We start from the raw sequence: 23,887 nt of genomic DNA on the forward strand, positions 1-23,887 counted from the left end.
GTTACTTGTTCCGCCCTTCAAAAGTTTGATTAAATTGTTGTTCATCCTTATCTAAATCTGTTGATAGTTTAGTAATATGTCCCATCTTACGGTTAACTTTATTAATCTTTTTGCCGTATATATGAACATGCCAATCTGGATGCTTATAAAATTCATGCTTCAAGTTCGATACATCTTGACCTAATAAATTCATCATAATAGCTGGTTGTAATAAATTAATTTTTTCTGGCAAGTGCCACCCTGCTACAGCAAGTATGTGTGTATCAAATTGAGAATAATCACAAGCTTCTATAGAATAATGTCCAGAATTATGAGGTCTAGGTGCAATTTCATTTACAAATAGCTTATAATCATCAGTCACGAAAAATTCCACAGTAAAAATACCAATGAAATGAACTTTAGACATGATCTTTTCAACTTCATTTATAGCTTGTTCTTCAAAATCTAAACGAGCTGGAACGATTGTTTTATATAATATTTGATCTCTATGTTCATTTTCTTGTAGAGGAAAATAAACTGTTTGATCATAAATGTCACGTGTAGCTGTTATGGATACTTCTTTATATAGAGGGAGATATTTTTCAACTACGCATGGTGTATCGGCAATAAGTTCTCTTGCTTCATCCAAGTCATCGTTAGACCGTATGACAAGTTGTCCTTTTCCGTCATAACCACCAAAACGTGTTTTTATAATAAATGGAAAGCCTATTGTTTCAATCGCTTCATCCAAGTCTTGAGATTGCTTCACTTCTAAAAACGGCACTATATTTACATGAGCGCTTTCTAGAGTTTGCTTTTCAGTTAATCTATCTTGTAATAAAGCAACTGTTTCACTTCCTTGAGGTATATTATATTTATTGGAAAGTGTTTCTAATTGTTGTGCATCTATATTTTCAAATTCATAAGTAACGACTTTTGAGATATTACCTAATTGATTAAGTGCCTTTTCATTAGAGTAATCAGCATTTATAAATTCATGTGCTACAAATTGTGCAGGACAATTTTCATCAGGATCTAGGATTGCGACTTTAAATCCCATTTTTTGTGCAGATTGCGCCATCATTTTGCCTAATTGACCGCCGCCCACAATACCTATCATGTCACCTGATTCAAGGTTATAATAAGTCATTTTGCATTTCCTCCACTTTATCGCGTAAACTTTTTTCATAATTCACTAATTGATTTCTTACATTTTCATCAGTCATACCAATCATTCTCGCTGCTAAAATACCAGCATTCTTAGATCCTGCTTTTCCTATAGCAGTAGTTGCGACAGGAATTCCACCTGGCATTTGTACTATAGATAGTAAAGAATCCATGCCTTTTAAACTTTTCGATTCAATTGGTACACCTATAACTGGAACTGTCGTTAGCGAAGCAACCATTCCTGGTAAGTGCGCTGCGCCTCCTGCTCCAGCGATAATAATATCGATGTTTTGACTAGTAGCATTTTTTGCAAAATCAACCATTTCTAATGGTGTTCTATGTGCAGATACAACCTTCTTATCATATTGAATTCCAAAATAATCAAGCATATCACATGCTTCTTTCATGATAGGCCAATCTGATGAACTACCCATTATTACTGCCACTTTCATGTAAGTCACCCTTTCAAATAGTTGAAATATTTAACTTTTATTGTGTATATTACAGATATAGCATAACAATTGATAATGCTATTTTCAATGGAAAAACGAACATTTTATATCTTTTTTACAAAAATAATTGATTTATGTTCGTATTAAAGAGATAATTTACAGTGTAACCAACACTAAAGTTCGATTTATTATTTAGGAGGCAATTTTCATGGTAGCTAAGATATTAGACGGTAGAGAAATAGCGAAGGCTTACAGAGCTGGTCTTCAAAGTGAAGTAGAAAGATTAAAGACACATAACATCGTACCAAAACTATCTGTCATTCTTGTAGGTAATGACGGTGCGAGCCAAAGTTATGTTAATTCTAAAAAGAAAGCAGCTGAGAAGATCGGTATGATATCTGAAATCATACATATGGACGAATCATCTACAGAAGAAGAAGTTCTTAATGAATTAGAAAGATTAAACAACGATAATTCTGTGAGCGGTATTCTAGTGCAAGTACCACTTCCTAAACAAGTTTCTGAAGCTAAAGTATTAGAAACAATTAATCCAGATAAAGACGTAGACGGTTTCAACCCTATTAATATTGGTAGATTATATACTGGTGAACGTACGTTTATTCCATGTACACCATTAGGCATTATGGAAATACTCAAACATGCTGATATCGACTTAAAAGGTAAAAACGTGGCTGTAATCGGTAGAAGTCATATCGTCGGTCAACCTGTAAGTAAATTATTAACAGATCAAGATGCAACTGTAACGCTATTGCATTCTAAGTCGACAAATACAGAAGAAGTTTTAAAACAAGCAGATGTAATAGTAAGTGCAGTAGGACGCGTACACCTCGTAACAAAAGACTTAGTAAAACCAGGTGCAGTCATTGTTGACGTTGGTAACACACCAGGCGAAGACGGTAAACTTAAAGGTGACGTAGATTTCGAAGCGGTTAAAGAAGTTGCCGGAGCAATCACGCCAGTACCAGGCGGTGTCGGCCCACTCACAATCACAATGGTCTTGAACAACACACTATTAGCTGAAAAATGGAAAAATGGAATAGAATAAACATATAATAGTCTCTAGACTAAAAATGAAAACAGAGCCAACACATGTTATCCAATGTTGGCTCTGTTTTTTCATATTTTTTTATAAGTTGATTAATAAAAAAACCAATCCGCTAATTGAAATGAATTCAACGGATTGGTTTTTTGCGTGTATCGGAATTATACGTTTGTAATACTCATTTTTGGACCAAATGGTTCGAAATGTACACCTGATTGATCAATGTTTAATTTGTTTAATTCTTCAAAAATTGTATCCATAAATGTTATACCACCACATAAATAAATTTCTACATCTTCATTTATCCAAGATTTTAGTTCGTCACTTGTTAAGTAACCGTCTCTTTCTCTTAAGTGGTAAGTAACTTCAACATTATTGTTCATTACATTTAATGCATCTATTTCTTTTTTGAATGGTACATCTGCTTCTGATTCGTTAACATGTACGAAATGAACATCTCTACCTTTATAACCTTCATCTTCTAACATAGCTAACATTGGTGTTACACCAGCTCCTGAAGATAATAGCAATAATTTTTTATCTTCAGGTGATTCTACTTTGAAATCACCTGCTGGAGCTGAGATTTCTAAAGTATCTCCTACTGAGTAACTATCGTGTAGGTCATGTGATACAAGTCCTTTTTTCTCGCCCGCACCTTCTCTTTTAACAGCAAATCTGATTTTTCCATCATTTTTAACTGAAAAAATTGAATAGTGTCTTAACGCCAAGTTTTCATCATTTGTTGGTTTAATACGTACTGTAATATATTGACCAGCTATAAGCTCTGGTACTTTAATATTTTCTTCTGGTTCAACTTCGAATGATTTCATTGAAGTACCTTGGTCTTCGATATTAGTAATTTTAAATGATTGAAAGTCGTCCCAAGCAGCTTGTTCATACATTGCTTTTTCCATTTGAATGAATACGCTCGCGATTTCACCATATGCTTCTTCCCAAGCATTCATAATATCGTCTGTAGCTGCGTCGCCTAATACTTCTTTAATCGCTTTTAATAAATACTCTCCAACTATTGGATAGTGTTCTTCTTTTACTTGTAACGCACGGTGTTTATGAGCAATTTGGTTAACATTAGGCACAATTGCTTCTAACTGATCGATATGTTTAGCTGCTGCTAATACAGTTTGTGCTAATGCCGTTTGTTGTTTCCCTTGTTTTTGGTTTGATTTATTAAAGATATTTAATAATTCTGGGTGTGCTTCAAATAATCTTTCATAAAAGACTTTAGTAATTTCATTTCCGTATTGTTCTAATACTGGTACTGTTTGTTTAACGATTTCTTTAGTTTGTTCTGATAACATCAGAATCCCCCTCTTAAAGATATATTTTAAATACATGTTTAATTGTAAATAGTTTCACAATGTTTTTCAATATAATTTGTGTTTGTTTACAAAATTGTCAATATTTCATGATTTTCAAATTCAATCATTGTTTTTTAGACTTTGTTTTAAGTATAATTAATATATTATAAGGAGGATGAACTTTATGAAGCTCACCCAATATACGGATTATTCGTTGCGCGTACTTATGTACCTTGCTCAACAGAATAAACAATCTCAAATAGAAGAGATTGCGACATTTTATGGCATTTCCAAAAATCATTTAACTAAAGTCGTACATCAACTTGTAAAATTAGGCTACTTAAAATCTATTCGTGGAAGAAATGGTGGCATAATTCTTAATCAATCTCCTTCTGAAATAAATATCGGAAAGCTTGTCAGACAAACTGAAGATCACTTCGAATTGGTAGAATGTTTTAATATGGAGACAAACACATGCCCCATTGTATTAAACTGTGGATTAAAAGGTGCACTTAATCATGCTTTAAATGAATACTTACTTACTTTAGATAAATATTATTTAAGTGATATTATCCCTAAAAATACTCTAAAAGAAACACTTTATACACCTTAAACGTTGAAATCGGTCTTAAGGTCGATGTAAATGTGACAAGATTGCGATAATATTTAAATTAATAAGGAATTGATGCACGAGTCATGTTATTCTTTCCTTATAGCTTACAACAAAGGAGTACATAATTATGATGAACAAAATAATACAGTCATTAACAGTTCTTGGTGTGTCGGCATCATTAGTTACACCTTCATTAACTGCTAGTGCTACTGGTAACAGTCTTCCACAAATTAAAGGTGTTGAAGGAGACGTTGTTGAAAAAGGCGCTGATTATGATTCATTAAAAGGCATTAAAGCTTATGATAAAGAAGATGGCGACTTAACTAACAAAATTAAAGTTAGTGGAGATGTTGATACTTCTAAATTAGGTAAATATAAAGTACAGTATAAAGTTACTGATTCTGATGGTGCATATCGAACTAAGTGGCACTATGTTTATGTAGTCAAAGAAGGTTCTTTAAACGGATCTAAAGATAAAACGACTCATGATAAAGATAAATCAAAAGCAGAAGTTGCTTCTAACAAAAAAACTTCAACTAAAAACTTAGACGATAACATGCCTCTTATTACGGTACCAACTAAAGATTTAGTTTATCAAGGCGATCATTTTGACACAATGAAAGGTGTTAAAGCTTTAGATAAGAAAGATGGCGACATCACTGATAAAGTTACTGTTAAAGGTAATATTGATACTTCGAAAACTGGTTTGCAATATATCACTTATCACGTCAAAGATTCAGATGGTTATTACTACACTTATAAACGTGGCGTTTATGTAAATGATGCTGAATTAGCACCTAAACCAGAAATAACGGGTATAAAAGATATAACAGTGAAAAAAGGTAAAGATTTCGATCTATTAAAAGATGTAAAAGCTAAAGACAACTCAGGTAAAGACTTAACTTCAGACATTGTAACAAGTGGTGAAGTAAATACAGATAAACCTGGTAAGTATAAAGTAGGATATGCAGTATCAGATGCTGATGGCCATATTACTGCTCAAGGTAGAACAATAACAGTGAAATAACACAAAAGGAAGATTTCAATATTTAATTGAAATCTTCCTTTTTTATTTATGAGCAAAATTATAGTATCAATTTACAAATTTTTTCACCTTTCAATTTTCTTAATATGCTGAAAAATCAATGTTTTTACTAATATTTTGCTTATTTTATTATCTTTTTAAATGTACACAAAAATTTAACATTTAGATAAAAAGCCGTCATATCAAAGTTATTCTCATACATTTTCAAATTATAACGCTTACATCCCTTTTACTAGCCTTGTAAATATGTTCAAATCCTTTAAAATTGAGGTCTAGCCATATATATAGGTATATAGAAAATTGGGAGGTAAAAAACGTGGCAAAGTTAAAATCAATACTTCTCATGTCAACATTAGGTATTTTACTTAGTGGTTGTTCAAATTTAGAAGTATTAAACCCCAAAGGCCCTATGGCAGAAGATCAACATTTCTTAATTATCTTTTCAATTATCATGATGGTCTTTATTGTTATAGTGGTCTCAATTTTGTTTTTAATATTTATTATAAAATATAGAAAAACAAAAAATGAAACATCAGGTACTATGCATCACAACGTCATCTTAGAAGCAGTATGGTTTACAATTCCTGTTATCATACTTGTGATTTTAGCTGTACCAACGATTAAATCTCTGTATTCTTATGAGGAACCACCTAAATCTGATGAAGATCCAGTAGTTATTTATGCAACAAGTGCTGGTTATAAATGGTTCTTTAGTTATCCAGATGAAAAAGTTGAAACAGTAAATCATGTAACAATTCCAGAAGGTCGTCCAGTTTTATTCAAACTACAATCTATGGATATGATGACAAGTTTCTGGATTCCACAATTAGGTGGTCAGAAATATGCTATGACAAGCATGACAATGGATTGGACATTACAAGCCAATGAAACTGGTACTTTTAAAGGAAGAAATTCAAACTTTAATGGTGAAGGTTTCTCTAGACAGACATTTAACGTAAACTCAGTAAGCTCTAAAGATTACGATAAATGGGTTTCAAAATCACAGAAACGTAAAACAATAGATCAAGACACATTTGATCACCAACTTTTACCTACAACTAAGAATCAGGAACTTACTTATAGTGGTACACATTTAGCATATGTTGATCCAGCTGCGGATCCGGAATATATCTTCCATGCATTTAAACGTTACCGTTATGAGCCGAAAGATCCAAACTTCTATGACGAAAGTGAAGGCGTAACAGATAAACCAGTATTACCAGCTCGTAAAGTAACTGTTACTAATCCAAACTACGAACGTCATGGAATGAAACCTACGATTCTTAAAAATAATGAAAAATATGACAGTGACTTCAAAAAAGAAGAAGAACATCATATGGATGAAATGGAAAAAATCCAAGAAGACGCTAAATCTGAAGATGAAAAACAAGATAAGCAGTCTTCTAACAATAACCATGGAGGTGACAAGTAATGAATTTTCCATGGAATGAATTAATCATACAAAATGACTGGATGATCACAATAGCGCAAGTTATGCTTGTATTAACAGGTATAGCTGTTGTTGGTGGATTGACTTATTACAAAAAATGGAAATGGTTGTATACTGAATGGTTAACATCAGTAGACCATAAAAAAATCGGTGTAATGTACATTATATCTGCAATCATTATGTTTTTCCGTGGTGGTATGGATGCACTTCTTATTCGTCTACAATTAATGGCACCAGATAGTAAATTACTCGAATCTCAGCACTATAATGAAATCTTTACAACACATGGTGTTATCATGATTATCTTCATGGCTATGCCGTTCTTAATTGGTTTAATGAACGTCGTTGTACCATTACAATTAGGTGCTCGAGATGTTGCATTCCCTATGTTAAATAACTTGAGTTTCTGGTTATTTGCTGCAGGTATGGGTCTATTCAATATTTCATTCGTACTTGGTGGCGCTCCAGCTGCTGGTTGGACAAACTATGCTCCACTAGCAACTGATTTCAGTCCAGGTACAGGTATTAATTATTATTTAGTTGCTATTCAAATTTCAGGTATTGGTACATTAATGACTGGTATTAACTTCTTTGTTACTATCTTAAAATTGCGTACTAAATCTATGAAATTTATGCAAATCCCAATGTTCTCTATGACAACATTAATAACATCATTATTAATCATATTAGCCTTCCCTATTTTAACTGTCGCACTTGCTTTAATGACTTTCGACCGTTTAATGGGCACAAGCTTCTTTGAAATAGCTAATGGTGGTATGCCAATGCTATGGGCTAACTTCTTCTGGGTTTGGGGTCACCCTGAAGTATATATACTTGTATTGCCAGCATTCGGTATTTATTCAGAAATTATCCCAACATTTGCAAGAAAACGTTTATTCGGACATCAAAGTATGGTCTGGGCAACTAGTGGTATTGCGTTCCTAAGTTTCTTAGTATGGGTTCACCATTTCTTCACTATGGGTAATGGTGCATTAGTAAACTCATTCTTCTCAATCTCAACTATGTTGATCGCAATACCAACCGGTGTTAAAATATTCAACTGGCTATTCACCTTGTATAAAGGCCGAATTACATTTGAATCACCAATGCTATTCTCATTAGCATTCATCCCTAACTTTACTTTAGGTGGTGTTACAGGTGTCATGCTTGCCATGGCAGCTGCAGACTATCAGTACCACAATACTTATTTCTTAGTGGCACATTTCCACTATGTTATTATTGCTGGTGTTGTATTCGCATGTTTCGCAGGTTTAATTTTCTGGTATCCAAAAATGTTTGGTTACAAATTGAATGAAAAAATTAATCAATGGTTATTCTGGACATTTACTTTAGGATTTAACCTTTGTTTCTTACCACAATTCTTATTAGGCTTAGATGGTATGCCTCGTCGTTTATACAAATACACTCAAGCAGATGGATGGTTCACATTAAACTTCATCTCAACGATGGGTGCATTCTTGATGGGTATAGGATTCTTAGCTTTAGTATGGAACGTCGTATATAGCTTTGGTAAAGCTAAACGTGAAGCAACTGGTGACAACTGGAATGGCTTAGGTAGAACATTAGAATGGGCTACTGCTTCAGCTATGCCACCTCACTACAACTTTGCGATTACACCAAAATGGTATGACACTGAAACATTTGTAGAAATGAAAGAAAATGGTAAACACTATCTTGATGATCAAGATTATAAAGATATACACATGCCTAACAATACACATGTTGGTTTCTGGATGGCAGTCTGCTTCCTATTTGGTGGATTCTTCCTCATATTCGAAACTTATATTCCAGCAATCATCTTTGGTGCAGGTATATTTGCATGTATGATATGGAGAAGTTTCGAAAAAGACTATGGTTACCATATTCATGCTGAAGAATTAGAAGAAAATGAAGCAAAACTACGTGAATTACGCAAACAAGAATTGCAGGAAAAGGAGGACAATAAAGATGAGTAATGAACAACATAATACAATTGATACTGTTAATGAAACAGGGCAATTAAATAAACTCGGATTTTGGGTCTTTCTTACTGCGGAAGTTGCGTTATTCGGTACATTATTTGCTACATTCTTAGTATTACAAAAAAGTGGTTCATATGGTGGATTCACTACACCTGAACTATTTGAATTACCATTAGTTATGATTATGACATTCTTATTATTAGTAAGTAGTTACACTTGTGGTATCGCAGTTTATTACATGCGTAAACAAAATGTCAAAATGATGATGGTATGGATGATTATCACAATATTATTAGGTGCAGGATTCGTTGGATTTGAAGTTTACGAGTTCACACATTACGTTCATGAAGGTGTTACACCACAACTAGGATCATTCTGGTCTTCATTCTTTATCCTATTAGGAACACATGGTCTCCATGTAACTGTAGGTATATTCTGGATATCAGGCGTTTTAATCCAAATTGCTACTCGTGGATTAAATGAACATAACGCACCAAAAGTATTTATCGGAAGTTTGTATTGGCATTTCCTTGATGTTGTATGGATCTTTATCTTTACACTAGTCTATCTTGTAGGGATGGTGAGTGGATCATGAATAAAACAGTCGTTTCGCATACAGTCGGTTTAATTTTCTCAATTGTACTTACGTTGTTAGCTGTTTATGTCATGTTATACACTGGCATGTCATTACAAGTAAGAACATCAATCATTATAGGTTTTGCATTTATACAAGCAATCGTTCAATTATTAATGTTTATGCATTTAACAGAAGGACCAGATGGACGCGCAACAGCCTTCAAAGTACTCTTCGCAGTCATTATTACTTTATTAGTAGTAATCGGTACTTATTGGGTTATGGTTGGCGGACACAGCGCCCATATGTAATATCTATATATTAAGAGCTTGGGATATCATTCCCTTTCTCAAAATAAAACACCCAATCCGTTGGATTCATTTACGGATTGGGTGTTTTTTATATTTCTAATTTTGTAAGTTTCTAGAACGTTTATGTCCTAAACTCTTTAATTCTATAAAATTAGATTTTCGAACTTACGACTAACCTCGCCTACTTTATTTTGATTCCCTACTTCTCTAAAGTATAGAATGGCTTTTTGATACATTTCAATTGCTTTCTTTCTATTTTTTAATGAAACATATAAATCTGCAAAGTTGTTAAATCCTTCACCCATAATTTCAAAATCATATCTCATTACGTTAGCTTCCAGGTCTCTTAATAACATCATTGCTTCATAATCATTACCTGCTTCTATAAAATTGCTCACGCGATTAATGCCTTTATTTATGTACATCTTAAACTAAACTCCTTTTATCCCTATCTATATTAGCTATATCATTGTAATATCTATGTTTACTAAATACAAGTTAACTAAATAAAAACTGTCTACAAGCATAGAGCTTTGTAGACAGTTTAAATTAATTAATATTTAGTAGAATGGCTTTACTCGTTAAAGGGGCAAATTCGTCATAAATATCAATTAGCTTTGCTTTTTCATTATTCCAATTATATATTTCTTTAGCATGCTTAGTATTCTCACTCAAACTATTTCTCAATGCCTCATCTTTTACCAACTTATTAACTGCTCGTGCAATGTCAGCTGCATTGTGAGGATCAACTACTAATCCTGTTTTTGTTTCATTTACAACTTTTTTAATTTCTGGAAAGTCACAACTTATTACAGGAACATGTGCCATCATATATTCAAATAATTTATTTGAACTGGCGGAATAATGATTGAAACATATATTTTGCAATACTTGAAAGCCTAAATAAGCTTCTCTTGTATAGGACGGTAATTCTTGAAATGGCACTTTATCTAAAAAGTGTATTCTATGAGCTTCGGAAGAATTTTTGCTAAGGTTTTTTAATTCTTGTGTTAATTTTCCGCCACCTATAAATAATAAGTGTCCTTCTTCAATATCATCCATTGCTTTAATCAGTAATTCCAGTCCTCTACCTTGTTGTAGTCCACCTTGATATAACAATATTTTTTCATCTTCATTTATACCGATTTTATGATGTAAATTAATTTTCGGTTTAGTGTGTATATCATATTTTTCAGAGTAGTTATACAGCGTTTTAGGATAAAAACCATAAATTTCTTCGTTATATGATGCTCTTGTATGATTTTCTACAATCATTTGATCAACAAATTTTAACATAAATGATTCGATTCTTTTGATGCGTTCTTTATTATAACCTGTTCTATCAGATTGTACTTCATGACTATCATATATAAGTGGTTTAGGCTTTAATCGTAATTTCGAACAAACAATTGCTTGTGGTAATGTATTTAAATCATTTGCATGATAAATATCAGCATTTTGTATATAGCCTTTGACAATCATTCGAGTAATAATCGCACCGTTGATAAACCATTTTCTCATTTTTTTTATTTTTATCATTCCAGCTGCAAGAACTAGCGACATGAAATATGCAGCCATTAAAGTAAAACTAATAAAAAATAAACTTGGGATAATTGCTACTTGAACGCCAGCTACTACTAGTAAAAATTTCTTTCCGTGATCTTGATAAGCTTGCAACATCCAAGGATACCTTTTAACTCTATGTACTCTAAATGATTTAGAAATTTCTTCATAGGCAGAGATTACTGGATTCTTAGGATCATCAATTGCTATTAAATCTACTTCATAACCACGTTCAGCTAAAGTTGTACATTCTCTATTAACTCTTGCATCATTTGTGAAATGATTCCATACAAACATTGTGACTTTTTTCATTTTCCAACCTCATTCTATATGATTTATAGTATACCTACTTGGAACAATAGTATATATAACCATGCTACACTCATTAAACCAATCATTGCCAATAAGCCAGTTGGCCTTTTCTCTTTATGAATAATTGAATCATCCACTACTTTTTCACGTTGTTGCTGAATTTTAATTCGTTTATAATCTAATTGTTCGTTTTTAGATTTCTTTTTGACTTTCTGAATTAATTGAACATATCTTTCAATAATTTCATTCACTTCACCGTAAGCAACCATTTCCCCATAATGTATCCAAATCGCTTTTTTACACATTTTTTTAATTTGACCAGCAGAATGAGATACAAAAAATATCGTTTTGCCTTGTTCTTGCAGTTCATGCATTTTATCGATACATTTGTTTGAAAAAGTTTCATCTCCTACTGATAAAGCTTCATCTACTATTAAGATATCTGGATCTGTATGGATTGCTATAGCAAACCCTAATCTAGATTTCATACCACTAGAATAAGATTTTAAAGGTTGATATATAAATTCATCTAACTCACTAAATTGCACGATATCATTAAATTTTTCATTGATTTCTTTTTGGGGCATACCGTGCATTAGACATTTATAATGAATGTTTTCCTCACCTGTAAAATCAGGGTTCAATCCAGCGCCGATAGCAATTAAAGATGGTTTTCCGTTAGTATACACATTACCAGATGAAGGCTCAATCACTCCACCTAAAATATTAGACAGCGTCGACTTTCCAGAACCATTTAATCCAATAATACCTACTGAAGTACCTTCTTCTACTTCAAACGTTATATCGTGTAAAGCATAATAAGGTTTTGATTTATAACTTAAGCCAAAAGTAAATAACGATAACAATTTATCTTTTTTATTTACATTCAAGTCATAAACTTTCGAGACATTTTCACATTTAATTTTGTATGTTTTTGTCATCTTCATCACCTTTTCTTAAAAACGTAATTAGCTTTTCAATATTATCTTCCCAAATTAAATGTTCATCTCGATATTTCTTTGCATTATTTTCTTTATTCAATAAAGATTGTTTATCATTTTTTAAAGTCTCTATCTCATTAACAATTGTTGTAATTGAAGCTTGTTTTCGAGCAAACCCTAAATCGTATTTTTGAATAATAGCTTCAGTAGGACCGCTTATATTGGATATTGGCGGTGTTCCTACACCTATAGAATCTATAATTTTACCAGGCATCACATTCATAAAAACATCTGAAGATTCCAATATTGAAAGTGATACGTGGTGTTTAGCTATTTCAGTTAAACAGTCTATACGATCCATTGGCTTTCTTATTTGAATATATGCACAATCTTTTACAGCTTGTCTAAATTTAGCAGCTTGTACGCCATATACGATTGCTGTTACATATATTTGTTTGTCATTCAAAGCTTTACATATGGATATTAATTTATCGACATCTTGTGCATATCCTATATTTCCTGTATATATTACGCTAAAATCTTCACATTTTTCTTCAACAACCAATTCACTTTTTGAAATCCCATTAGGCAAGTAAAAAATGGGCGTTTTATTCTCTAATCTATTTTGAATATGTGCTCTAAATGCTTCGTTGTTTATGACAATTTTATCGGCAGAATTATACATTTTCTTTTCTAAATATTTTAAAAGTGGCATAAATAAACTAATGTTAATATGTTTCAATCCATTTACACTGTCTGGCCATAAATCTCTAATTTCCAACACGTATGTCGGGCGCTTTGCTTGTTTGAAAAAAAGTGTTGCCCAAGCAAGAAATATATTTGGACTTGAAACATATACAATATCATAATCTTCCTTATGCATTTTAAGAAACACTTTTAATCTTATATATTGTTCCATATAGTAAACTAATCTCATTACAAAATTACTATTTTGTTTATTTCCATGCATTTTCATGCGTATAATTTTACTTTTTTCTAACTCATTTAAAGAATGATCAGTAAAATATGTATCATCATCAAATAAGTTTTGGTTCGGGTATGTTGGTTCAGTTGTTAACATTGTCGGATCTGAGCCTTTCAGTTTAAAAGCTTTAAACATCATTTTCATTCTGTTTGCTGCAGATCCGAGTTCTGGATAAAAGTTTTGTGAAATCATTAATAATTTCTTAGTCATATTATGAACACCCTATAAGTAGTCTAGTAATTTCCTTTTGAATCTTGAATGAATCAATGAACCAATTAACAATAATATAATTGTAATTAACCAAAAGTATAAATGATCATGCCATTGTCCATATATTGATACATTTCCATGAACAAATGCTGTTCTATATACACCTACTAAATAAGCAAATGGATTTAAGCTCGCTAATTTTTGCAAAATACCATGCGCCTCTTCCATGGCCCAAAAAATAGGTGTCATAAAGAATAACATTCTTATAACATTTTGAAGTAAATTTTTAGTATCTCTAATGACAATTATTAAAGTACTCATTATGAGTGATATACCAAAAATAATCGCATAAGATGCAATTAAAAAGTAAATGAACCAGAAATAGTGCCACCATGGTACATAACCATTAACAAGTGAAATGACAAATAGTATTGATGAAGTAATCATCAGATTAATCATATTGTTCGTTAATGCTATCGAGATAAATATTGAGGATGGGAACCTCATCTTCGATAAAAGCCCCACATTACCTTGTATGGCAGCTGCACCAGTATTAATTCCTTGTGAAATAAATAACCAAGGGAAGAGACCTGATATTAAATGTACTAAAAATGGTACACCCACTACTTGTGCACTAGCATCTCCTCTTAAACCTAAACCAAACACAAGATAATAAACAGTCACTTGTAAAATCGGTTGTAATATATTCCAAAACACGCCAAGATAATGATTGGCGTATTGACTTTTCATATTATAAATTGCAAGTTTGAAAATTTTAGGTAAATTATTAAATTGTTCTTTAAAGATTTCAGTAACTATCTTCATATTATAACGACCTACTTGATTTTGATTTTTTATTTTTCTATAATTTCAAATTCTGAAGCATTGATCCACGATGACTTTTCAAAATTTTTACTTGCATATACTGAAATTATTTTTGTCTCTTGAGGACTGAACGTTAAATCATATCCATTTAAGCTTAAATCTACTAAATCAATCGTATCATTTTCTACATCAAAGTAGATTATGCCTCTACCATTTGTATTGTTATAAAAAGTTTTAATTTCAATTTTTCGAATGTTATTTGATTTATTTGTTAATACTAGCTGTTTTTTATCAACTTTACTAAATTCATTTGAAAGTGCTCTGAACCTAGTTTCATTTAATTTAATATATTGATAAAAATCCTTACTTTCTATTACAATATTTTCTAAGTTACTTATCCGCTCATCTAATTGTTCTTTTAAATGAATCACTTTATCTTCTAAAGAGTCACTATTGTTTACTTGAAAATAATTTAAGATTGGCCAATTGTTTTGAACAATTAATTTATGTAGCTGTTGATCTTGTTTATCTGAGTCATTTATATTAAGTAACTCAAACAGAATATGCCTTGTGTTTATTAAACTAAATACATCTAAATAACCGTCACTTTCTTGAATGATGCCACTGTGCCATCCATTCATTCTTGATTCGTAATATAAAATTTCAAATGGATGATAACCAGATTGTATTGTTTTATTCAAATCGTTTCTAACGATGAAGTCCGACAAATATTTCGTCACCAGCTCGTCATCAATCGGAAAATCTTTTGCCCATTTTTTTATAGCACTGTTATAAGGGAAAAAAGAATCTCGATTTTGAATGTTTTTTGGAATAATACCTTTAGCCAATTCAAAAATTGTCGATTTTAAATGTATGACATTTTTAAAGTCATTATTTTCACTATAGTAATTAATAAGTTTTATACTGTGGCTCGTTTCATATAAATCATAATCTTCATTTAACTTAGGTTTTATCGGTAAGTTGTCCATATTAAATAATGTATGGTTTAAATTTAAATTAGATGCAAGCTTTTGTGCTATTAATTCATCTATACGATATATTTGAGCTACTGCATTATTTTCTAATTCTTCTATATTTTTCGTATAAGTGAAAAAATTGACCCTATCCGTATGATCTTTAATATAAGACAATGATACTTTTGAGTCATGACCAGCAGTGACAGAGCACAATACCTTCTTATCTAGTCCAAATAAATATTTAACCGATTCTTTTATCTCATTGTCTATTAAACTGTATACATCTTCAGCCGATTTTTCTTCATAAGATTTAATCGGATAAATTCTTTTAATTTTTTGCGACGTCATGTTCAACCTTGTATTTGCATTAAATTTATAAATATTTTTGTATTTACTATAGTCTAAAAAGCCATTTGATTTATAAGCAATTTGTTCACAATCAATGTTATAAAGCTGTTCAATCAATTGTTTTAATAGCTCCGAATGACTAGCATATACAGGCAAGTCAGCGTGATAATACAGTGATAAAAATGATGTTGCATCATTATAAAAGTATAATTGTTCATTGCATTCTAAAAACAATGCATATCTACCATTATAAAAACTCATCTCTTCTAGAAATTCATATGAATCTATTTCGTGTGATAATAATTGAGAGAATATTTCATCATAATTCAATTCACTATTTTTAGTGTGAACTAAATGACCTAACAACACAACTTTTGCTCCACTCATCGAATCTTGGTAATCATCTAAGTCATCAGAAAAATATACTTTATAATCATGGAATTCTATATTTTTTTGATAATATTCATGATTAACCGAGAATTGATTGGGATACACCATATATGCTTTATGAAACTTTGTTAGTACATGATTCATCATATCCCCCCCTTATTTTCATACACGAATCGTTTACTGAACTTCTTTTTTCAGATTTTCAATATATTGAATTAAATCGTGATCATCTGGACGTTTATATTGATCATATAAACTATAAATTTCTAAAAATCTTTCAACCGCTTCTTTTCTTTCATCAGCCTTAACTTTCTCAAGTCTTGGTAAATACCAACCTTTCACATAGAAGTTAAATCTATGTTCTAAATATGAATTAAGCAGTCCATGTTTTTCATAAAATGGAATTCTTTCAATTTCTAATGCATAATACTTATCAAATAATTTTTTAGAAATTGAATTCGTTACAGAACCTGACACTGCTGCATAATACATGTGAATGACATCCGTAACTGCTTTTACTTTTTTAGAATTAATCATCAATTCTTGGAAGAACAACGTATCCTGACCTGCTGCACCTTCAATCATTTGTATTTCATTATCTTTAATAATATTCGATTTAATCACTAAAGCTTGAATACTTTGTGCACGTAATCCACATTTTTTCATGTATTTCTTTGGATCTTCAATTAATAAATTTCCATCATTATATTTCATTACTGTTCCAGCATAATTAAACAACGCTCTACGCTTATTGTCTTCTTTAATAATATTTCCGACAACCATATCTACATCTTTATTCATCTCAATTTCTTCTAATAATGTTGCATAACCATCACCTGTAGCTTCATTGTCAGGATCAAGATAAGTCATATATTCAGTCGTTGCAAGTTCCGCCCCTTTATTTCTTGGTCTTGATGCACTGCCTGATCCTTGATCATAAGCGTAATACACAATATCCGGGAACCTTCTTCTCAATCTGTTAATAATAGAAATTGTTTCTGAATCCGTACTGCCATCATTAACAAAAATAATTTCCATTTCATCAAAAATTGATGACCTTCTTAAACTACGCATACATTTGTCTTCTAAGTATGTCCCATTATTATGAATAGGAATGATAACACTTAATTTTTTCTTTTGATGATTTTGACCATATAAATTATCTTGGTAAATTTCGGATTGGTCTAAATTGTATCCATTATTTGAATGAGATACATTTAAATTTTCATCTACAATATTTTTATGATACATAGTTAAATATTTATCTTTTGCTTCCTCGATATATTGGTGCGCCTCGTGTTGTTGATCTTTAGTAACAAAATCGACATCAACATATTTAAAAGCGGATAATAAATCTTCTAAATAATATTCTTCATATTCAATAGAATCTTTCATGAAAGTAACGAATTCAAATTGGCTTATGTCATCTACTTTTTGTTTATCTTCAATTACATCAAACTGTACATATAGTTGGCGATTCAATATATCATTCATTTTATCTGTTAATTGATCTACAATGACTAAAACTTTTTGTTCTTGTTGAGTTGGTTTAATATCTATATGCGCCAAGACTTCATCTAATCTATGATAAGTTGTGCTGTCTCTCATGACACTTCTAATGCTCTTCGCCTGCATATCTTCAATTTCATATTCTTTATATTGATTCATAATTGGAGCGACATCACTTTTATGATTAATCATGAATACGTTAGGAAATTGATTGTTAACACCTACTGAATAATTAGATAATATTAAATTACCGAAAGCTTGTAATTCAAAAATTCTGTTAGCAAACATTGTTTCTGAATATTTAACTGAATTTACATTTACTGCCCATCGATATACTTTATGTAATCTCATTAGCTCATTATGATCAATTGGCATTGTTAAAAATGGAATATATTTCATTGGAAACTGATAACGGGATCTTCTTAACGGTAAATTTCTATCAATTATCGTTAAATCATTTTCATTATTAATTAACTCATCAAAAATCCTTGCTGATTCTTGGTTTCTGACTGGATATTTTTCAGTCCAACTTCCTGCAAATATAACATCATTTTTAAACGATTTATTATATTGGCTTCTAGAACCAACCGGATTATGATAATGAGGATTAATACCAAACTGAAGGACATGAACGTTGTCATTTTGACAATATGCTTTGTAATCATCTACAACCTCTTCAGCAGAAGTTAAAATAATATCACATTCCGTTGCAATATCTTTGTATAAATGGAAATTAACCGGATCTTCTTTTGAATAAAATACAATTGGAATATTTAGCTTTTTAGCCTTTTGAATACCTTCTATTAGCATTCTTCTCTTCTCACTATTAACAGATGCTAGACCTGTCCAACTGCCATCTATGCCTCTCCAAGCAGTTGCAACAATTAATACATCCATATCGTTACTGAGCGAAGTGAATTCACTATCTATATACACGATATTACCTATATCTTTAAACGAGTTATATAAAAATTCATCAGCGATTAATCCAACTTTATATTTGTTTTTCACAAATGATCTCGATTCATTAGAATCGTTTAATTTCGAAATGTGTTGTTGATGATTATCAAGGAAATCTAATTTCGATTCATCAGCAACTTTTTTATAATAGTTATGATGATTCGTATAATCTTTCACTTTTTTCAATTTGTATAATCCATACATATAATCTTGTTCCACAATATCCAACACTTCTTCTAGTTGTTCAACTTTAGTTTTATCATCAAAGTTAACTAATTCTTCTTTCGTTGTTTGAAGTGCATTGTTGTTTTCAAGCTTTGTTGGTTTATTTGAAGACATTACGATTTCCTCCTATTTCTCCAACCCCAGTATTTTGTTTGGATTTTTCCTAATTTAGAATTTCTCAAATTATGATATAATCTTTCATACTGCAATTTATCTTCTTTTTTATTACTTTTTTGTAATGTAATATTCTCATTTATTAAACGCACAATAGCGGATTTAGATTCTTTTCTTTCCTCTTGAAAGTTAGTAATCATATCTAATTGTTCCAGTTCTAACTCATTATAATCCTCATAACTACTGCTTTCTAAAGCATCAATAAATTGACTATCTATTAAATCAGAAAAATTTATCCAATATTTTTTCTTTTTGATGATGACTCTTGCTGAACGCGCTTTTAAAAATACCATATCGATACTCACGTTATTAAAGTCGAACTGTTCTTCATCTAAAGAAAGTTCAATCGTTTTATTCTTCGCACTGTCTTGATAAAAAATAGTAGAATCTTCTATAGCTGCTTTAGTGTTTACCATGACAGCTCTATCAATATCTTTTGTGTGCACAAATCCAGTAAATGTACCTTTATTAAATATGGCTTCTAAAATTTCACCTTCATATAAATATAAAGCTCTAGATGAAAAGTTTTTTTCTTGGAATAACAAGTTATAGTCTACTTTAAAACCTAACGCTCTATTTATTTGTGGCGTTGTAAAGTTTGTTAAATCTACTCTTATTGTATCGATAGGTTTTGAAATTAATTTGATAGAGTTATTTAATTTAGTCCATCCAATAATATTCGAACCTCTCACAATCAGACCGTAAAGTTCGCTTTCAATTTCTTTAACTGAAATAACTTTTAAAGCTTTGTTTAAATAATCAGAAGCGTGTCCTACTGTAATTTCATCATCATCCACATCATAAATCTCTTGATTTTCTGGTTCTATTAAAATAATTTGAAAGCTTAATCCGCTTTGAATAAATGGATTTTTTACGTCAATCATACGAAGACCCCTCAATCTTTACTTATTAAATGAATACGCTACTTCTTTTCCGAATGTATATAAATTACCGTAGTTATAATACTTAACTTGTTCAAATTTAGTTTGAACAACATTTTTAGTATCAAATATAATTTTATCTTTCATGCCATCAAAGTCTTGATCAACTAACGTTTTAAATTCTGAATGGTCGCTTAATATTAAGACAAGTGAGGCATCTTTAACTGCTTTCTTAACATCTTTTTCAACAAAACCTAATTCAACGTGTGGATCATAAGCTTCAATAATCAGATTTTCTTCTTTTCTCAAATCATTATAAATATCGAATGCAGGTGACTCTCTTACATCATCTACATCTCCTTTGTAAGTTAAACCAAATACGACTATTTTATTGCCATTTAATGTTTCTAATATTTTTTTAGATTCTTCAATAACATATTGAGGCATTGAGCGATTAATACGTCTGCCTTCTTGAATTAATGTCGTAGTCTCTGGCGCTTTTGCAATAATAAAGTATGGATCAACTGCTAGACAATGACCACCAACACCTGGGCCTGGTAAATGAATGTTTACACGAGGATGTTTATTCGCCATTTTAATAACTTCTAGTACATTGATATCTAATTGATTACATACCATAGCTAATTCATTCGCTAGTGCTATATTTAAATCTCGATAAGTATTTTCCATAAGCTTACTCATTTCAGCTGTCTTAGCGTTTGTTTCAATCATTTCGCCTTGAACAAATGTGCCATAAACTTCTTTACCCGCTTCGACACATGCCGGAGTAATACCACCAATAATTCTATTATTATGAATCAATTCATGTAATATTTTTCCTGGCAACACTCTTTCAGGACAATGTACTAAAAATATATCTTTCCCAATTTCAAAACCTTGGCTCTCAAGATATGGTTTAACATGATCATCTGTAGTTCTTGGTGCAATTGTCGATTCAACAATTACAGTATTTCCTTTTTCTAAAAATGGAACGATAGATTCTACTGCACCCATAACTAATGAAATATCACATGATTCATATTGATCATCATTATTTGGAGTTGGTACTGCAATAATAAATGCATCAGCTTCTTCAGGTGTTAAACTTGCTTTAAATTTATTTTGAGATAGTACTTCCTCATATGCTTCTTGTAAACCTGGCTCTTCAATATGAATTTGACCATTATTTAATTTATCTACTGCTTCTTTATTTATATCTACACCTACAACGTCTACACCATGTTTCGCAAACATAATTGAGGTTGGTAATCCAATGTATCCTAAACCAATAGTAGTTAATTTCATATTATATCCATCCTTTTATAATTAAATTGTTAAGCTATTACTTTTGTAATGTTAAATATATTGTAACTATTATTAAAGCAATAAACAGTTGATTAACAGATACTTAAAGAAGGGTTTACATTCTTTTATCAATGTTTACAATTAATCAATAAATAAAAAAGAACTCAAAGTTAATTGAGTTCTTTAAAGTATTTTTCAATATCTTCTTTTAATTTAGGTCCAAATGTTTTCGAATAGCTATTTGAGATATGGCCCTTATCCATATAAACAATAACATTTCCTATAATCGGTACAAACTTACCATTTTCTTTAAAGTATGGTGTATAGTCTATATATTTTGTGTTTGTAGGCTTTTCTTCAAGTTTATTCCATTTAGATACTTTAGGTAATCGTTGTTTTGCATTCATTTTTTTGATTGTTTCTTCTTCACCGAATTTGTCTAATGTCTCTGGAACATTAAATTCATAACGTGGATTATCTCTTATCGCCATTATCGGTGTTTTTGTTGCTGTTATGTTATCAAATTGTTTAATCTGTAATGGATCTACTTTTCCTTTTACATCTGTACTGGAATCCGCTGTCGTAACAACTAAATCTATGTCTTGTTTTTCAATTTCTTTGATTAAGTTTTTATTCCAATCTTCACAATCTTTATCACTATCTTGCGTTGTGAGTACACAACCACTCTTAGTCATATTTAACACTCTATAATTGCCTTCTTTTGCAGCTGTTTGTAAAGCGCCAAGCCAATGTTGTGCATGAGAACTACCAACTAATGCTATCGTCTTATCATAATTTTCCTTTTTGCCATATTCCCCCACTAAAACTTTTGATTCTCCAATTTTTTGGTGAACTTTGTCTTTAGATGAGTCTGGTGATTCATTTCTAATTTCCGAAAATTCTGGTATGACGTCCACATCATCTTTTACGTTGAGTTGTTTTTCTGCAGCCATTGCACCTGGGTAATCATTACTAAGCGCAACTTTTTCTTTCTCTAACGGATTATTAAACACTATGAAATATAATGCCATTACTGCAAATAAATTAATAGCTAATCCTATACCTAACTTTTTAAATGATATTTTATCAGAAGATGCAGTTCGTATCGGTTTTTCGATATATTTAGTCATTAAATATGATAATAACCATGATAATAATATCATACCAACACCTATTACTAGTCCAGGTCTTTCATTGTTGTGATATTGATAAAATGAAAGGATAACCCAATGCCACAAGTATAATCCAAAGGATAACCCACCAAATTTAACCATAAATGATGATCCTAAAAATTTCTTAACACCAAATTTAGTTTCATGATTTCCTGATACGAGAATAAATACTGCACACAGCATTGGCCATAATGCTATGTATCCAGGGAACATTGTTGATACGTTGAAAATAATGCCCGTTAAAATTAAGCCAATGAGTCCAAGCCAACCTATAATACTAGCCATTAAACTCGTTATTTTAATTTTCGATAAATTAATTGCTAACAATCCGCCTAAAGAAAATTCCCAAACTCTTGTAAATGTATGGAAATATGCCCATGGTTGATTTACTTGTGTTAAATATATGGAATAGATCAAAGATACAATAAATAAAGTACCTAAAAATAAATTCATGACATTAATAATTTTTAAATTTTGTTTCTTTTTAAATATGACAAATATTAAACTAAATAATAAGAACCAGATGATATAAAACTGTCCTTGTATAGACATAGCCCAGAAATGTTCTACGGGTGTTTTCATTTGATCTTTATTTAAGTAATCAGTGCTCGATAAAGCTAATTGCCAATTTTGATAATAAAACAATGATGCTATCACTTCTTTTATCGTTTTACCTAATATGGATTGTGGTAATAAGAAAAAGCTCAATACAACCGTCGTGAGCAACACCGTTATAACTGAAGGAAACAATCGTTTTATTAAACCTTTAATATAAGGTAAGAATTTAAAAGAGCCTTCCTTATTATATTTGGAAATGATTGATGTCGTTATGAGAAAGCCTGAGACTACGAAGAATACATCGACCCCTCCCGATACTTTCCCAAACCATATATGATAAATTGCTACTAACAGTGCAGCAACGACCCTTAAACCTTCAATCTCTGGTCTGAATTTTCTTTCTATATTGATTGTCTTTGTCTGCATATGAAAAACTCCTTTTAATATAATACAGATTTTAGTATATCTATCTAAATATTTATTAGAAAGATAAATATATGATATTTACAATATCTTAATACTCAATTAAAGAATCCCTAACAATTGAATTGTTAAGGATTCCTATAATATAAAGAAAACTGCCAACAAAATATGAAA

The 23,887-nt window shown here is 31.0% G+C and carries 19 protein-coding genes and 2 pseudogenes; 8 read left to right on the forward strand and 13 right to left on the reverse strand.

The window, feature by feature from the left end; all coding sequences use genetic code 11:
- Position 1: 1 nt before the first annotated feature.
- On the reverse strand, positions 2-1,129 hold the full coding sequence (purK, locus tag PYW35_RS09275; protein WP_103323329.1) for a 5-(carboxyamino)imidazole ribonucleotide synthase: 1,128 nt from the start codon (positions 1,127-1,129) through the stop codon (positions 2-4).
- On the reverse strand, positions 1,116-1,598 hold the full coding sequence (gene purE, locus PYW35_RS09280; RefSeq protein ID WP_026023237.1) for a 5-(carboxyamino)imidazole ribonucleotide mutase: 483 nt from the start codon (positions 1,596-1,598) through the stop codon (positions 1,116-1,118). Before purE ends, purK begins: the two co-directional genes overlap by 14 nt.
- Positions 1,599-1,806: 208 nt before the next feature.
- Between purE and folD the strand changes: the two genes are divergently transcribed.
- Positions 1,807-2,664, forward strand: coding sequence for a bifunctional methylenetetrahydrofolate dehydrogenase/methenyltetrahydrofolate cyclohydrolase FolD (gene folD / locus PYW35_RS09285; RefSeq protein ID WP_016912082.1), 858 nt, complete (start codon positions 1,807-1,809; stop codon positions 2,662-2,664).
- A gap of 158 nt (positions 2,665-2,822) precedes the next feature.
- Here folD and PYW35_RS09290 read toward each other — a convergent pair whose 3' ends face one another.
- Positions 2,823-3,980, reverse strand: a complete 1,158-nt coding sequence (locus PYW35_RS09290) for a globin domain-containing protein (RefSeq protein WP_103323328.1) — start codon at positions 3,978-3,980, stop codon at positions 2,823-2,825.
- A gap of 184 nt (positions 3,981-4,164) precedes the next feature.
- On the opposite strand from PYW35_RS09290, the gene PYW35_RS09295 reads away from it, so the two are divergent.
- The 7 genes and pseudogenes from PYW35_RS09295 to qoxD all read left to right on the forward strand — a co-directional run bounded on the left by PYW35_RS09295 (position 4,165) and on the right by qoxD (position 9,955).
- Positions 4,165-4,593, forward strand: coding sequence for an RrF2 family transcriptional regulator (locus tag PYW35_RS09295; protein ID WP_103323327.1), 429 nt, complete (start codon positions 4,165-4,167; stop codon positions 4,591-4,593).
- A gap of 130 nt (positions 4,594-4,723) precedes the next feature.
- Positions 4,724-5,035 (forward strand): annotated as a pseudogene (locus PYW35_RS09300) (immunoglobulin-like domain-containing protein); the annotation flags it as partial.
- Between the two features lie 159 nt (positions 5,036-5,194).
- Positions 5,195-5,620: pseudogene (locus tag PYW35_RS09305) on the forward strand (immunoglobulin-like domain-containing protein); the annotation flags it as partial.
- 334 nt (positions 5,621-5,954) lie between these two features.
- Entirely contained in the window at positions 5,955-7,070 is a 1,116-nt protein-coding gene (gene qoxA / locus PYW35_RS09310; RefSeq protein ID WP_016911263.1) for a cytochrome aa3 quinol oxidase subunit II, read from the forward strand.
- Complete coding sequence (qoxB, locus tag PYW35_RS09315) at positions 7,070-9,064, forward strand: cytochrome aa3 quinol oxidase subunit I (RefSeq protein ID WP_016911264.1); 1,995 nt, start codon at positions 7,070-7,072, stop codon at positions 9,062-9,064. The genes qoxA and qoxB overlap by 1 nt, the downstream gene beginning before the upstream one ends.
- Positions 9,057-9,665, forward strand: a complete 609-nt coding sequence (qoxC, locus tag PYW35_RS09320) for a cytochrome aa3 quinol oxidase subunit III (protein ID WP_016911265.1) — start codon at positions 9,057-9,059, stop codon at positions 9,663-9,665. The genes qoxB and qoxC overlap by 8 nt, the downstream gene beginning before the upstream one ends.
- The gene (qoxD, locus tag PYW35_RS09325) at positions 9,662-9,955 is read left to right on the forward strand and encodes a cytochrome aa3 quinol oxidase subunit IV (RefSeq protein ID WP_016911266.1); all 294 of its coding nucleotides are present in this window, start codon (positions 9,662-9,664) and stop codon (positions 9,953-9,955) included. Before qoxC ends, qoxD begins: the two co-directional genes overlap by 4 nt.
- Before the next feature lie 143 nt (positions 9,956-10,098).
- Here qoxD and PYW35_RS09330 read toward each other — a convergent pair whose 3' ends face one another.
- The 10 genes from PYW35_RS09330 to PYW35_RS09375 form a co-directional block, all read right to left on the reverse strand.
- Positions 10,099-10,380 carry a hypothetical protein gene (locus tag PYW35_RS09330; protein ID WP_016911267.1) on the reverse strand — a complete coding sequence of 94 codons (282 nt, stop codon included), beginning with the start codon at positions 10,378-10,380 and terminating at the stop codon, positions 10,099-10,101.
- 124 nt (positions 10,381-10,504) lie between these two features.
- On the reverse strand, positions 10,505-11,830 hold the full coding sequence (locus PYW35_RS09335; RefSeq protein ID WP_103323325.1) for a glycosyltransferase: 1,326 nt from the start codon (positions 11,828-11,830) through the stop codon (positions 10,505-10,507).
- A 23-nt stretch (positions 11,831-11,853) separates the two neighbouring features.
- Positions 11,854-12,696, reverse strand: coding sequence for an ABC transporter ATP-binding protein (locus PYW35_RS09340; protein WP_371868269.1), 843 nt, complete (start codon positions 12,694-12,696; stop codon positions 11,854-11,856).
- 52 nt (positions 12,697-12,748) lie between these two features.
- On the reverse strand, positions 12,749-13,966 hold the full coding sequence (locus PYW35_RS09345) for a glycosyltransferase family 4 protein (RefSeq protein WP_103323324.1): 1,218 nt from the start codon (positions 13,964-13,966) through the stop codon (positions 12,749-12,751).
- Positions 13,967-13,978: 12 nt separating this feature from the next.
- Positions 13,979-14,791: an ABC transporter permease gene (locus PYW35_RS09350; protein WP_016911271.1), complete on the reverse strand. Its 813-nt coding sequence runs from the start codon at positions 14,789-14,791 to the stop codon at positions 13,979-13,981.
- Positions 14,792-14,820: 29 nt separating this feature from the next.
- Positions 14,821-16,650, reverse strand: coding sequence for a hypothetical protein (locus PYW35_RS09355; protein ID WP_204107836.1), 1,830 nt, complete (start codon positions 16,648-16,650; stop codon positions 14,821-14,823).
- Positions 16,651-16,683: 33 nt separating this feature from the next.
- A complete protein-coding gene (locus PYW35_RS09360) occupies positions 16,684-19,314 on the reverse strand; it encodes a glycosyltransferase (RefSeq protein WP_204107837.1) in 2,631 nt (876 codons plus the stop codon).
- Positions 19,314-20,258: a hypothetical protein gene (locus PYW35_RS09365; RefSeq protein ID WP_103323419.1), complete on the reverse strand. Its 945-nt coding sequence runs from the start codon at positions 20,256-20,258 to the stop codon at positions 19,314-19,316. Before PYW35_RS09365 ends, PYW35_RS09360 begins: the two co-directional genes overlap by 1 nt.
- 18 nt (positions 20,259-20,276) lie before the next feature.
- A complete protein-coding gene (locus tag PYW35_RS09370; protein ID WP_016911275.1) occupies positions 20,277-21,560 on the reverse strand; it encodes a nucleotide sugar dehydrogenase in 1,284 nt (427 codons plus the stop codon).
- A gap of 170 nt (positions 21,561-21,730) precedes the next feature.
- A complete protein-coding gene (locus PYW35_RS09375; RefSeq protein ID WP_107559490.1) occupies positions 21,731-23,716 on the reverse strand; it encodes an acyltransferase family protein in 1,986 nt (661 codons plus the stop codon).
- Between the last annotated feature and the right edge of the window lie 171 nt (positions 23,717-23,887).

Source organism: Mammaliicoccus vitulinus (genome assembly GCF_029024305.1).
Classification (GTDB): domain Bacteria; phylum Bacillota; class Bacilli; order Staphylococcales; family Staphylococcaceae; genus Mammaliicoccus; species Mammaliicoccus vitulinus.

What these genes read in the sequence shown, in the direction of transcription:
- purK (WP_103323329.1), bottom strand. Translation starts at nt 1,129, where the DNA reads ATGACTTATTATAACCTTGAATCAGGTGACATGATAGGTATTGTGGGC.
- purE (WP_026023237.1), bottom strand. Translation starts at nt 1,598, where the DNA reads ATGAAAGTGGCAGTAATAATGGGTAGTTCATCAGATTGGCCTATCATG.
- folD (WP_016912082.1), top strand. Translation starts at nt 1,807, where the DNA reads ATGGTAGCTAAGATATTAGACGGTAGAGAAATAGCGAAGGCTTACAGA.
- PYW35_RS09290 (WP_103323328.1), bottom strand. Translation starts at nt 3,980, where the DNA reads ATGTTATCAGAACAAACTAAAGAAATCGTTAAACAAACAGTACCAGTA.
- PYW35_RS09295 (WP_103323327.1), top strand. Translation starts at nt 4,165, where the DNA reads ATGAAGCTCACCCAATATACGGATTATTCGTTGCGCGTACTTATGTAC.
- qoxB (WP_016911264.1), top strand. Translation starts at nt 7,070, where the DNA reads ATGAATTTTCCATGGAATGAATTAATCATACAAAATGACTGGATGATC.
- qoxC (WP_016911265.1), top strand. Translation starts at nt 9,057, where the DNA reads ATGAGTAATGAACAACATAATACAATTGATACTGTTAATGAAACAGGG.
- qoxD (WP_016911266.1), top strand. Translation starts at nt 9,662, where the DNA reads ATGAATAAAACAGTCGTTTCGCATACAGTCGGTTTAATTTTCTCAATT.
- PYW35_RS09330 (WP_016911267.1), bottom strand. Translation starts at nt 10,380, where the DNA reads ATGTACATAAATAAAGGCATTAATCGCGTGAGCAATTTTATAGAAGCA.
- PYW35_RS09335 (WP_103323325.1), bottom strand. Translation starts at nt 11,830, where the DNA reads ATGAAAAAAGTCACAATGTTTGTATGGAATCATTTCACAAATGATGCA.
- PYW35_RS09345 (WP_103323324.1), bottom strand. Translation starts at nt 13,966, where the DNA reads ATGACTAAGAAATTATTAATGATTTCACAAAACTTTTATCCAGAACTC.
- PYW35_RS09350 (WP_016911271.1), bottom strand. Translation starts at nt 14,791, where the DNA reads ATGAAGATAGTTACTGAAATCTTTAAAGAACAATTTAATAATTTACCT.
- PYW35_RS09355 (WP_204107836.1), bottom strand. Translation starts at nt 16,650, where the DNA reads ATGAATCATGTACTAACAAAGTTTCATAAAGCATATATGGTGTATCCC.
- PYW35_RS09360 (WP_204107837.1), bottom strand. Translation starts at nt 19,314, where the DNA reads ATGTCTTCAAATAAACCAACAAAGCTTGAAAACAACAATGCACTTCAA.
- PYW35_RS09365 (WP_103323419.1), bottom strand. Translation starts at nt 20,258, where the DNA reads ATGATTGACGTAAAAAATCCATTTATTCAAAGCGGATTAAGCTTTCAA.
- PYW35_RS09370 (WP_016911275.1), bottom strand. Translation starts at nt 21,560, where the DNA reads ATGAAATTAACTACTATTGGTTTAGGATACATTGGATTACCAACCTCA.
- PYW35_RS09375 (WP_107559490.1), bottom strand. Translation starts at nt 23,716, where the DNA reads ATGCAGACAAAGACAATCAATATAGAAAGAAAATTCAGACCAGAGATT.